This is a genomic window from Fodinibius salipaludis, assembly GCF_002287075.1.
GTDB classification, from domain to species: Bacteria; Bacteroidota; Rhodothermia; order Balneolales; family Balneolaceae; genus Fodinibius; species Fodinibius salipaludis.
In genome coordinates this window covers 33,948-46,431 of sequence record NZ_NSKE01000012.1, presented here as the reverse complement: position 1 = coordinate 46,431, position 12,484 = coordinate 33,948, and the positions used below count along the sequence as shown (strand labels likewise).

At 42.1% G+C, this 12,484-nt stretch carries 13 protein-coding genes; 10 read left to right on the top strand and 3 right to left on the bottom strand.

The features are described 5' to 3' along the window. Positions 1 to 13: 13 nt before the first annotated feature. From CK503_RS14400 to CK503_RS14390, 3 genes are read right to left on the bottom strand one after another with little or no spacing between them, the layout of a single operon-like run. The gene (locus CK503_RS14400; RefSeq protein ID WP_095607532.1) at positions 14 to 2,326 is read right to left on the bottom strand and encodes a penicillin-binding protein 1A; all 2,313 of its coding nucleotides are present in this window, start codon (positions 2,324 to 2,326) and stop codon (positions 14 to 16) included. Then, positions 2,326 to 3,111 (bottom strand): UDP-2,3-diacylglucosamine diphosphatase, encoded by a 786-nt coding sequence (locus tag CK503_RS14395; protein WP_095607531.1) that lies wholly within the window; start codon positions 3,109 to 3,111, stop codon positions 2,326 to 2,328. Before CK503_RS14395 ends, CK503_RS14400 begins: the two co-directional genes overlap by 1 nt. 15 nt (positions 3,112 to 3,126) lie before the next feature. Continuing rightward, a complete protein-coding gene (locus CK503_RS14390) occupies positions 3,127 to 4,146 on the bottom strand; it encodes a polyprenyl synthetase family protein (protein ID WP_095607530.1) in 1,020 nt (339 codons plus the stop codon). Positions 4,147 to 4,432: 286 nt separating this feature from the next. Between CK503_RS14390 and CK503_RS14385 the strand changes: the two genes are divergently transcribed. The 10 genes from CK503_RS14385 to fabF all read left to right on the top strand — a co-directional run bounded on the left by CK503_RS14385 (position 4,433) and on the right by fabF (position 12,480). Continuing rightward, complete coding sequence (locus CK503_RS14385) at positions 4,433 to 5,722, top strand: glucose-6-phosphate isomerase (RefSeq protein WP_095607529.1); 1,290 nt, start codon at positions 4,433 to 4,435, stop codon at positions 5,720 to 5,722. A gap of 3 nt (positions 5,723 to 5,725) precedes the next feature. Next, on the top strand, positions 5,726 to 6,391 hold the full coding sequence (locus tag CK503_RS14380; protein WP_095607528.1) for a deoxynucleoside kinase: 666 nt from the start codon (positions 5,726 to 5,728) through the stop codon (positions 6,389 to 6,391). 46 nt (positions 6,392 to 6,437) lie between these two features. After that, positions 6,438 to 6,950: a YceD family protein gene (locus tag CK503_RS14375; protein ID WP_095607607.1), complete on the top strand. Its 513-nt coding sequence runs from the start codon at positions 6,438 to 6,440 to the stop codon at positions 6,948 to 6,950. 21 nt (positions 6,951 to 6,971) lie between these two features. Then, the gene (rpmF, locus tag CK503_RS14370; protein ID WP_095607527.1) at positions 6,972 to 7,151 is read left to right on the top strand and encodes a 50S ribosomal protein L32; all 180 of its coding nucleotides are present in this window, start codon (positions 6,972 to 6,974) and stop codon (positions 7,149 to 7,151) included. 21 nt (positions 7,152 to 7,172) lie between these two features. Then, positions 7,173 to 8,156 (top strand): phosphate acyltransferase PlsX, encoded by a 984-nt coding sequence (gene plsX / locus CK503_RS14365; RefSeq protein ID WP_095607526.1) that lies wholly within the window; start codon positions 7,173 to 7,175, stop codon positions 8,154 to 8,156. A 12-nt stretch (positions 8,157 to 8,168) separates the two neighbouring features. After that, complete coding sequence (locus CK503_RS14360; protein ID WP_095607525.1) at positions 8,169 to 9,164, top strand: beta-ketoacyl-ACP synthase III; 996 nt, start codon at positions 8,169 to 8,171, stop codon at positions 9,162 to 9,164. A gap of 4 nt (positions 9,165 to 9,168) precedes the next feature. Further along, the gene (gene fabD / locus CK503_RS14355) at positions 9,169 to 10,056 is read left to right on the top strand and encodes an ACP S-malonyltransferase (RefSeq protein WP_095607524.1); all 888 of its coding nucleotides are present in this window, start codon (positions 9,169 to 9,171) and stop codon (positions 10,054 to 10,056) included. Between the two features lie 15 nt (positions 10,057 to 10,071). After that, on the top strand, positions 10,072 to 10,821 hold the full coding sequence (fabG, locus tag CK503_RS14350; RefSeq protein WP_095607523.1) for a 3-oxoacyl-[acyl-carrier-protein] reductase: 750 nt from the start codon (positions 10,072 to 10,074) through the stop codon (positions 10,819 to 10,821). Positions 10,822 to 10,969: 148 nt separating this feature from the next. Next, on the top strand, positions 10,970 to 11,209 hold the full coding sequence (locus CK503_RS14345) for an acyl carrier protein (protein ID WP_095607522.1): 240 nt from the start codon (positions 10,970 to 10,972) through the stop codon (positions 11,207 to 11,209). A 26-nt stretch (positions 11,210 to 11,235) separates the two neighbouring features. Further along, positions 11,236 to 12,480, top strand: a complete 1,245-nt coding sequence (gene fabF / locus CK503_RS14340; protein ID WP_095607521.1) for a beta-ketoacyl-ACP synthase II — start codon at positions 11,236 to 11,238, stop codon at positions 12,478 to 12,480. Positions 12,481 to 12,484 lie beyond the last annotated feature (4 nt).

The window sequence follows — 12,484 nt, the reverse complement described above, 5'->3', positions numbered from 1 at the left end:
AAGATCCAAAATATTACCAACCGATGCGTCCGGTACCTGTTTCATTACTTTCGGCACTATCGGGATCTTGCGGCATCACAAAGCCGGGAGGAGATTGAAAGGGTTCGTAGCTCCAAGGGGCATCGGGATCTGCTGTGGCTGAATTAATGAACTTTCCAACAATAGGGAGGGCAGAACGTGCACCCTGACCAATGTAAGTATCTTCGGGAAAGCGAATCATACGGTTTTCTCCTCCTACCCAAGCGCCCATCGTGATATGAGGCATCATGGCTATAAACCAGTTGTCAGCACTATTTTGTGTAGTTCCGGTTTTGCCAGCAACATCTTGGCGAACACCGTAGACATTGCGCAAACGAACACCGGTCCCGTAATAATCTTCACCGCCACGAATGACGCCTCGCATCATATCCACCATCATATACGCAGTTTCGGGGCTAATAACCTCTTGCTGATATTCGGGGTGATATTCTTTGATGACATTTCCTTCTTTGTCTTCAACACGGGTAACGGCAATAGGCTCAATATGAACACCCTGATTGGCATAAGTGGTATAGGCGCTCACCATTTCAAGTAGGGAAACTTCTGCCGTTCCGAGCGCGATAGAAGGATAGGCGGGAGTTCCGGACATATCAATACCGAGATTAGAAGCCATCTGCTTAATTTTACGGGCAGCAGGCTCCAGTTCTTCCAGGTTATTGGTCCCCGGGGCTCCGGCCAGCTCAGGTAAAAGTCGAATCGTTACATTATTTAAACTACGGGCCAGTGCTTGACGAAGGGGCACCATTTCGGGGCCTGAAGGAACTTGAGGATCTTTAGGTTTCCATGCATCTCCCGATCGATCATAAAATACACTGGGATATTTAGAGAATTTGTGATAAGGTTTGTAGCCATTATCGATTGCTACCGTGTAAACAAAAGGCTTAAACGTAGAACCTGCTTGTCTTCGAGATTGGTAAACGTGGTCGTATTGGACATTACCGTAATTGGATCCGCCCACCCAAGCTAAAACATTTCCGTTATCAGGATTGATACCTACAAATCCGGCTTCGAGACGCGCTTTGGCATGTTTAACGGAGTCAACAAAAGCAGTATCAGCCATCAGGGTATCAAAAACCACAGACTCTTGGTCGGTATCATACTTTGAAAAAGCATTTTTATAGCGATCTGTATCCCGGATAAATTCACGTAAAAAGTTGGGGTGCTTTTGCCAAAACTCATCCATGTATTCCCCGCCGGGTGAAGTCCATTCGTTTTCGTAAATGGTCTGGAGCGAATCCAACTTGGTACGGAGCGCCTGCTCAGCGTAACGTTGTAGTCGCGAATCAATGGTCGTATAAATTGTTAATCCGTCTGTGTTTAGATCATAGCCGTTTTCTTTTAGCCAAGGATCCACCTGTTGACGCACATATTGACCGAAATAACGATTCTCTTGTCCTGATTCTGATGGACGATGATAATCAAGCACTATGGGTTCTTGCCGGAGCTTGTCATAAACCGCATCACTGATAAATCCTCTTTTGTTAAGCTGGAAGAGGACTGTATTACGTCGCCCTTTGGCGTTATCAGGATAGAGGCGCGGATTATACAGATATACCATTTGCAGCGATCCTATTAAAGTGGCAGCTTCAGAAATTGTTAAATCACCTGCTGTTTTACCATAGTGTGTTTGAGCCGCAGACTCTATACCGAAAGCACTGTTGGGGAATTCCACAGTGTTGAGATACATCTCAATAATTTCGCGCTTGGTATAATTGTGTTCAATTTGAACTGCAGTAATCATTTCCCGCAGTTTACGAACAACAGAAAACTCACGACCGATTTTCTTATAGAGGTTCCGGGCCAACTGTTGTGTAAGAGTGGATCCTCCTTGGATACGGCCATTTATTAAGTGCCAAGGTATAGCCAGGGTTCGGATCATGTCGATTCCCCAGTGATTGTAAAACCGATGATCTTCGGTGGCAATGAGGGCATCAACTACATGGGGAGATATTTTCTCAATGGGAACGTGCGTACGATTTTCGGTATAGTAGCGATCCAAGACTACGCCGTCACGGCTTTTTAATTCTGAAGCAACGGCCGTTTGGGGGTTTTCAAGTTGATCAATAGAAGGGAGTCCTTGGGCCAGGTAAATAGTAAAGCCGGTAGCTACTAATACGATAATACCGGCTGCTACTCCGGCCCAGCGAAGTAACTTTTTAGAGATTCCATTATTTTCAGACGATGAACTATTGTTGTTATCGTCGTTTTTTGATTGTGCCTTTTTTCGCCGATAATTGGGATCGTTGAAATAACGATCCATGTCATTGTCGTAATCTGAATTGCTCATTAATAACTGCTGGTTTCAAATTTTTTTAACGTCTGTAACTCTGGCTCCCAACAAACGAGGGAAATACCGTCATTATTGTAATAGGCCATCGTGTGATGGTTATAAAAGGTACCCAAATTTATATAGCTTCCGAAGGGAAATTGTTTCTGTCTGGGAATATGATCATGTCCGGATAAAATGACTTCCACGTCAGAAATTTTGAGTTGCTGCTTTGCCCAGTTATTCAGCTGTTCTTGTTTTCGGTTATCCCAATCCATTTTGCGGGTAATGCGCGAAAAGTATTTCATAATAGAATTCCCCGTTTGAGGCGGAAACACCGTTTGAAATAGCTTTACAAATAATTGACTTCGTAAAATTCGGTGCATTAAGGGCCGTTTTAATTGATATTGGGGATTGGCAAGTCCATCGCCGTGCAGCGTTAATACCTGTTTATCATTGGCATTAAATTGGTACTGCTCGTGGATGAGATGAAATCCACGACCTCTTAAATGATTTCGTGTCCAGTTATCATGGTTCCCCGTAATATAAAGTGTAGGCCCCAACTCATTATTGAAGTCCTCAAAGCGGTCGAGCAATTTTTTACCGAGTTTGGGTACAAAACCAGGATATTCCATCCAGTAATCAAAAAGGTCTCCTAACACAGCCAAGCGAATATCATTTCGCTGACAATAGTTGATCAGCTGGATAAGCTCAGATTCAATACGAGCGTTTTTAGTATTAGAAAAGCCGCCCAAGTGGGCATCCGAAATAAATAAGAGGGGCGGTTGCAGTGGGGGGGTATCCATTGTCAATTCAAGCGATTATCTCTTTCGCTCAATAATAAAGGTGATAAGTTCTTCAAACGATGTCCTTTCGGCTGATTCTGGTAACGTGGAAAGTTCATCAAGTGCTCGCTGAGCATACTCATTCATGATGGAACGGGCGTACTTTATTCCCCCTTTATCGTGAACAAACTGCACAATTTCCTCAATTTCATCATTGCTTTTTTTGCGTTTTCGCATTAGGTGACGCATACGAATCGTCTCAAAAAACGAGGCATTATCGAGAGCTTTAATAAATGGAAGCGTTACCTTGCGCTCTTGAATATCGTTACGTTTGGGTTTGCCGATATCATCGACGCCGTAATCAAACAGGTCGTCCCGTATTTGAAAAGCGATACCGGTATTCATTCCAATATCGTGCATTTTTTGATGAATGGCTGGATCGTCGGAAGTAGAAACGGCGCCACATTCACAACAGGCGGCAATAAGGCTGGCTGTTTTTTCAGAGATTACTTTAAAATAATACTCCTCATCCATGTTAAAAAGACGAGCTGCTTTAAATTGTCGTAATTCCCCTTCACTCATCTTTTTAACGGCATCAGAAAGTACTTTTAGCAGCTTGAACTCCTCATAATCCAAAGCTGTTAGTAATCCTTTTGAGAGCAGATAATCCCCTAAAAGAACGCTGGCTTTATTTTTCCACACTTTGTTGATGCTTAGAAAGCCGCGCCGAACTTCCGCATCATCAACAACATCATCGTGGATGAGGGTAGCGGTATGAAGCAGCTCAATCATGGTGGCAGCTACGTAGCTGCGTTCGTTTACATCCCCAAAAAGTCGGGCTGACATAAATACGAGGGTGGGACGAATTTCTTTCCCTTTTTGTCGCAATAGATACTGAACAATCTTATCAAGAAGAAATACATCGGTACGGAGCTCATCTTTATAAAAACTGCGAAACTCAGACAAGCTGTCTGAAACAGGATTTGTAATCTGTTTCAGCGTTTTTTTATCCGTTCTCTTAAATTTTGTGACTTCTTTAAGTTCAGTATCAATCATTTTACCTAAGTAGAAGGCTTAAAATTGTTCGATAGATATATATTTTAACCATCCAAAAACTTGTAGTGAATAAGGCCTAATATAGCTGTCTGGGATGAGCTTCTCCACATTCAATTTTAGGGAAAAGATGTTTTAAATAATAGCTAAGTTTATGTAGCCTGTGAAAAGTGTAGTATTAGAATAATATTTGAATTTTAGTAACAAATCAGGTTTTATACTCCATCAATTTTTTTAGTTTACCCGATCAATTAAAGTGGACTTAAGATACCTATAAAAATCGTATATAATGATTGAGATTAACACCAGTCGGGCAAAACAGTTTTTGTCTGAAGATAGATTTAGTCAGGCTTATAAGCAGGCTGAAAAAGCTTTTGAATTAGTTCAGCAGCGTAATGGCGAAGGAACTGAATGGTTGGGATGGAGAGATCTGCTTGCTGATCCCAATGATGCTATTCTCGAACAGATAGATAGCTTGGCGACGAATATTCGCGAACAGGCTGATGTCTTTATCGTATGTGGAATTGGGGGATCTTATTTGGGTGCGCGAGCTGTTATTGAGGCCTTGGGTTCGTTCTTTGGAAACGACGGTCCGGAGATTATTTTTGCCGGCCATCATATGAGCGGCAAATATTTAAAAGATTTGATTGGTTATCTGGACAAACCCAACAAGGAGGGGGAGCCTAAAAGTGTTTTCGTAAATGTGATCTCAAAATCTGGAACCACGCTCGAAACTGCTCTTTCTTTTCGCGTGCTTCGAAAGTGGATGACCGAGCAGTTTCCTGAAGATGTTGACGATCGGATTATTTGTACCACAAGTAAAGAGGGAGGAGCACTCAATGAGCTGATTGATCAACACGGGTACAAAAAATTTATCATTCCTGATGATGTGGGCGGCCGTTTTTCGGTGTTGACGCCTGTGGGACTCTTTCCTATTGCAGTGGCAGGGATCGATATTAGGACGCTCTTTTATGAGGCCGTTTCAAAATATGAGGAGTTGGAAGAAGATGCTGAACAAATTATTGATTATGCGGCAACAAAGTACGCCCTGTTCGATGATGGCAAAACCTTAGATGTACTTACTACTTTTGAGCCTCAATTAGAAGCACTGGGGGGATGGCTGCAACAGCTGTTGGGCGAAAGCGAGGGCAAGCAGGGGAAAGGGATGTTTCCCGCCACAGCAACCTATTCGACTGATCTGCACAGCATTGGTCAGTTTATTCAGCAGGGGACTCGTAATATGATGGAAACGTTTATTACGGTAAAATCCGAAGAAAAAAGCATTACGATAGAAGAGCTGCCAGAAAATAACGATGGACTTAATTATTTATCGGGGAAAACATTTCATGAGATAAACACACAAGCATTCAGGGGAACGTTGCAGGCACACACAGATGGAGATGTTCCGAGTATTGTTGTTTCTCTCGATAAATTGAATGCACAACATATTGGTGAATTTATCTATTTTTACGAGCTGTTGACGGCTGTGTATTGTTATTGTTTAGGGGTTAATCCCTTTAACCAGCCGGGCGTTGAAGATTACAAAAGAGAAATGTATCAACTATTGGGCAAACATTAGAGTATGACGGATAATATTACAGAACAACTTGATGAAGCAGAAGAAGATAACCTTAAATTTATTTCTATTGCAGGTAATATCGGTGCAGGTAAATCTTCTTTGACGGGGTTGCTGGCAAAGCATTTTGGGTGGGAACCTTTTTACGAATCGGTAGATGATAATCCATACCTATCCGATTTTTATGAAGATATGCGCCGATGGAGTTTTAACTTGCAGATATACTTTTTATCGAGCCGGTTTCGTCACCAAAAAGAAATGCTGGAGCGTAAAGGTCGATTTGTACAGGATCGCACGATATACGAAGATGTTGAGATTTTCGCCAAGAACTTGCACGAAATGGGGTTGATGAGTGATCGCGATTTCGAGAACTATGAAGCACTCTTCAGAGAGATGACAAATTACCTTCAGGAACCTAATTTACTTATCTATATTCGCGCGCAGGTTCCTACCCTCGTCCAGCAAATTCAGCAGCGGGGCCGGGATTATGAAAACACGATCCGCATTGAATACCTCGAGCGTTTAAATAGGTTATATGAAGATTGGATTCAGCGTTATCCGCATGAGAAGCTGATTATTGATACTGATGACCTTGATTTCGTAAATAATAAGGAAGATTTGGGACGTATTATTGAACTCGTTGAACAGCGATTATTTGGGTTGTTTAATTGATTGCAGGTAAATCCAAATATTCATATTTTTGGGATCTATTGATAATATGTCAAAACTTGAATTTAACATAGTTGAAATACCCGACGGCGAAAGTCGGCGCACGGTAGAGTTAACCGATGAGGATTTGGACCTATCGCCCTATACGTTTCAGGGCGGGACGGTTGATCTTCTTTTTTACCGTACGTTACATTTTATCCGGGTAAATTTTCATGTGGATTCGGATGTGGAAATTGTATGCGATCGATCGCTCAAACCATACATCCAGCCTATTGAATCAGACTATGAAGTAGTATTCAAGGTCGATGTTCAGGAAGAAAAAGAAGATGAAAACGGTGCTATTCGGAGATTTAATTTCTCCAGTAATACGCTGAGCATTGAAGATGAAGTCCGTGATACAATATTTTTAAATGTCCCGATTAAGAAACTACATCCAAAGTTTCTTGATGAAGAAGGGCGACCAAAAGAGTTTGAAACAAAATCTTTTGGAGATGTTAAAGAAGATACAGATGCCGAGGTAGTAGATCCCCGGTGGGAAAAATTGAAAGAACTTAAGAATTAATAGAAATATCATTTTTAGCTAATGGCACATCCAAAACGACAACATTCTAAATCCCGACAGGGTAAACGTCGCTCACATCATAAAATCGGCGAACCAACCCTCGCTGAATGCGATAATTGCGGTGCATTACATCGTTACCATCATATCTGTAAGGAGTGCGGTTTCTATCGCGGCCGACAAATTATCGATGTGAACAAGTAATTTTATCATAATCTCTTATTCATGATTATTGCTGTAGATGCTGCAGGGGGCGACTACTATCCAAAAAGCCCGGTAGAAGGATCAATACAGGCTATTGATGAGGATCCCAATCTGACGGTTATTCTTGTTGGACCGGAAGATATTGTAAATAATGAATTGGAAGAGCATGACTACGATCAGGAACGATTGTTAGTTCAACATGCGCCGGAAGTTATTGGTATGGATGAATCTCCTGCTCAGGCTGTAAAAACCAAGCAAAAATCTTCGATTGTTACGGGTATTGGAATGCACAAAAAAGGGAAGTGTGATGCATTTCTAAGTGCCGGTAACACAGGAGCATTGCTTGCTGCCTCCACTTTTCTGTTAGGGAAGCTGGAAGGAGTTAGTAGACCTACAATTGCAGCAATATACCCCACAATTAAGGGTCCCCGATTGGTGATGGATGCCGGAGCAAATCTGGAAGTCCGTCCATCAATGTTTGTTGAATTTGCCGAGATGGGCCGGATATTTGTAAATGAGATTATGGATGTAGATGATCCTCAAGTAGGTTTGCTTAATGTAGGTGAAGAAGAGGAGAAGGGTACAGACAATCTTAAAAAAGCTTATAAGGAATTGCAGGCGCTGTCCAATTTTGTTGGAAATGTAGAAGGCGGTGATATATTCAGCGGAAAGGCAGATGTATTTCTATGTGATGGTTTAATCGGAAATATTGTTCTCAAATTTGGTGAATCAATTCCTGAGGCTCTTGAACGGTTTGTTAAAAAAGGAATTAATGATTTAGGCCTTGGAGCCGAGGAGGCAAAATTAGTTAGTAAAGTATTGAAAGCATCACTTGCAGAGTTTGATCCCGATAAAGTTGGTGGTGTTCCATTCTTAGGCGTTGATGGATTAACCATGGTAGGACATGGAAGTAGTTCTCCATTAGCAATTAAGAACATGATATTGAGTGCCGCAAAGTGTGTGGACCACAATATCAACGAAAAAATTGTAGCATCTCTTAAGTAAATAACCCCATACATGGCGGAAAGAACACGAGCAGCAATAACAGCAGTAGGGCATTATCTGCCTGAAAATCGGTTGACTAATGCCGATCTCGAAGAAATGGTAGAGACTAACGACGAATGGATACGAACCCGGACCGGTATTGAGGAACGGCGTATTCTCAAGGATGATGATAAGGCTACAGCCTTTATGGGGGCTGAGGCAGCCAAAGAAGCACTTGAGCAGCGAGGTATTTCTGCCGAAGAGATTGATACTATTATTTTAGCAACTGTAACGCCGGATTATCTTTTCCCGGCCACAGCTTGTTTGGTTCAGAAAGAGATTGGTGCCAGCAATGCCTACGCTTTTGATTTGTCTGCCGCTTGCTCTGGCTTCTTGTATGCACTCACAACGGGAGCAAATTTTATTGAATCAGGTCGAGCTGAAAAGGTCTTGGTAATTGGGGCTGATAAAATGAGCTCAATCATTGATTACACTGATCGGTCAACCTGTATTTTATTTGGTGATGGAGCGGGGGCCGTTCTGCTTGAACCTTCAGAAGATGAAACAGGAATTATTGATTATATTCACCGTTCTGAAGGGGATACGAATTTATCCTTATATCAGCCGGCGGGCGGTAGTTTAAATCCTGCCAGTGAGCAGACTGTTGCTGACCGCTTGCATTTTGCAAAGCAAGACGGGCGTACCGTGTTTAAGAAAGCGACCGTTGGAATGGCAGATGTTTCTGAAGAAATTATGGAAGAGAATGATCTTACGCCCGATGATGTGGCATGGCTGGTTCCGCATCAGGCGAACTTGCGCATTATTAATGCGACTGCCAATCGTATGGGATTGGATAGCGACAAAGTAATGGTAAATATTGATAAATATGGAAATACAACGGCCGCAACCATACCGCTTTGTTTGTATGATTGGAAAGACAAATTGGAACACGGAGATAATTTGATCTTGGCCGCTTTCGGTGGAGGCTATACATGGGGATCAATCTATTTGAAATGGGGCTGGAAATAAGTTTATGAGTACAGCGTATCTTTTTCCCGGACAGGGATCACAATCTGTAGGAATGGGGAAATCTCATTATGATGATAATGATGAGTTTGCTTCCTATGTAAACAGAGCTAATGATATTCTCGGTTTTGACCTCAAACAGATCATGTTTGAGGGTCCCGAAGAGAAACTCAAACAAACAGAATTTACCCAGCCAGCTATTTTTCTGCACTCTATAGCGTTATATAATACTCTGGATGCCGATCCTGATATGGTAGCGGGACACAGTCTGGGTGAATTTTCTGCACTTGTTGCCTGTGGAGCCATAGCATTTGAAGACGCTCTCAAAATTGTACGTCGACGCGGTAAGCTGATGCAACAGGCTGGAGAAGATAATCCCGGTACTATGGCTGCAGTTATCGGGATGGATGATGAAGTTGTTGAGCGTATTTGCGAACAGGCCACCGAAGAAGTTGACAAAGAGGTAATCGCCGCAAATTATAACTGTCCCGGTCAGCTGGTAATTTCCGGGGATGAAGAAGCGATCGATAAAGCAGTAGCACTACTAAAAGAGGAAGGCTGCCGATTGGCTAAGAAACTTCCCGTAAGTGGAGCTTTCCACTCTTCGCTGATGCAATCGGCTTATGATGGATTGAAAGAGAGTTTGGAGTCATTGAAAATTATTACACCAGAATGTCCAATTTATAGCAACTATACGGCAGAGCCAACAACAGATCCCGAAGAAATTCGATCGAACGTTTTAAATCAATTGTTGAATCCCGTGCGGTGGACACAAACGCTCCAAAATATGCATCAGAATGGGGCTGACACTTTTGTTGAGGTAGGGCCCGGCAAGGTTTTGCAGGGGCTTGTGAAGCGAACGTTAGACGATGTTGAAATAAACGGTTATCAATAAAATTATTTTACTACGATGAGTTTATCACTGAAAGGAAAGACAGCATTAGTAACAGGAGGAAGCCGCGGAATCGGTCGGTCGATTGCGTTAACGTTGGCAGATTATGGGGCCGATGTAGCGATTACTTTTGCCAGCTCGGTTGATGCGGCCAATAAAGTAAAAGAAGAAATTGAGGCCAAGGGTTGTAAGGCGAAAGCTATCCAGGCTGATGCTGTGAAGCTCGAGAAGGCAGAAGAAGTTATTACAGAATTAACGGATGACTGGGAGAAACTGGATATCCTGGTAAATAATGCCGGTATCACTCGAGATAATTTAATTTTGCGAATGAGTGAAGAACAGTGGGACCAGGTCATTGATACCAATTTAAAAAGTATTTTTAATTACAGTAAAGCCGTTGCCAAGCCGATGATGCGGAATCGTGGCGGTTCTATTATCAATATTAGTTCCATTGTAGGGCTTTCTGGCAATGCCGGCCAAAGTAATTACGCTGCATCAAAAGCGGGAATCATTGGATTTACGAAATCTTATGCTAAGGAATTTGCTTCCCGAAATATCCGAGCAAATGTTGTAGCTCCCGGATATATTACTACGGAAATGACTGATGAGTTGGATGAGGAAATTCTTGAAACAATTAAAGATGAAACCCCAATGGCTCGTGCCGGTGATGCCGAAGAAGTTGCTAATACAGTATTATTTTTAGCTTCAGATCTCAGTTCTTACATTACCGGAGAAACTGTCCGAGTTGATGGCGGAATGGGGATGTAACCCAGAATTTTTGTATTGAAATGTATACCTTCGATACACTTTTTACATAAAGTGTATTTTATAAATTTAAATTGTATTTTCAGCCCATGCTTAACGAAAGTGGGCAGTTTTCATTAAAATTAACCCGAACATAAGTTAAATTATCGTTATGTCTCAAGACGTTGAATCAAAAGTAAAATCAATTATTGTTGATAAATTAGGTGTTGATGAATCAGAAGTTACGCACGAAGCGAACTTCACTAACGATTTAGGTGCTGATTCATTGGATACTGTTGAACTCATTATGGAGTTCGAGAAAGAATTTGATATCAGTATTCCTGATGAAGATGCAGAAAACATTGCTACAGTAGGTAATGCTGTTGAATATCTTCAGGAGAAAGTAAGCTAACATTCTCAAGCGCTAATATTTTTAGCATGTCTAATCGCAGAGTTGTAATTACCGGAATAGGTGCCCTTACCCCTGTAGGTAAGACGGCACCTGATTTCTGGAATGGGTTAATATCGGGTAAGAGCGGAGCTCAGCCTATTGAGCATTTTGATACTTCTGACTTTCCGACCAAATTTGCCGCACAAATTGAAGACTACGAGGAACAGGATTACTTCGAACGCAAAGAAGCGCGTCGGCTGGATAAGGTTTGCCAGTATGCACTGATTGCAGCCGAAGAAGCAATTCAGGATACCGGTCTCGATTTGGATGAAATCAATAAAGATGATGTGGCCGTAATAGTCGGAACGGGAATAGGAGGTATGAATACTTTTTATGAGCAGGCCATTTCATTTCATGAACATGGACCTCGGGGCGTGTCTCCATTCTTTATTCCCAAATTAATACCCGATATGGTAGCGGGACAAATTTCTATTAAATATGGATTTAAAGGTCCCAACTTTTGTGCTGTCTCAGCATGTGCTACCGGTTCTCACAACATTGCTCTGGCTTACGACTCCATTAAAAACGGACAGAGTGAGATGGCTGTTTCTGGAGGTTCAGAAGCCCCTGTATCACGTATTGGTGTGGCGGGTTTTAACTCCATGAAAGCTATGTCTACCCGTAATGATGATCCGAAATCCGCATCCCGACCATTCGATAAGAATCGAGATGGTTTTGTGCTGGGTGAAGGATCGGGTATTCTATTTTTGGAGGAGTATGAGCATGCAAAAGAACGCGGAGCTCAAATTTACGGAGAAATTGTAGGATATGGTTTTTCTGCTGATGCTCACCATATTACCGCTCCCGATCCTGATGGAGAAGGAGTTATTTTAGCTCTTAACAGAGCACTCGAATCTGCAGACATTTCAACTGAGGATGTAGATCATATTAACATGCATGGTACTTCAACACCGCTTGGCGATATTGCCGAAACTAATTCGATAAAAAAGGTTTTTGGCGATCATGCATATGAGATCAATCATAATTCTACCAAGTCGATGACAGGACATGCACTTGGTGCCGCCGGGGCAATTGAGGCGTTAGCTACTGTGCTATCAACCTATCACGGGATGATTCCGCCAACAATCAATTTTGAAACGGCCGATCCGGAGTGTGATCTGAATTATACCTTCAACGAAGCAGAAGTTCGAGATGTAAAATATGCATTGAATAATGCATTCGGGTTTGGAGGCCATAACACCACGCTCGTATTTAAAAAGTTTGAAGAATAGTAGT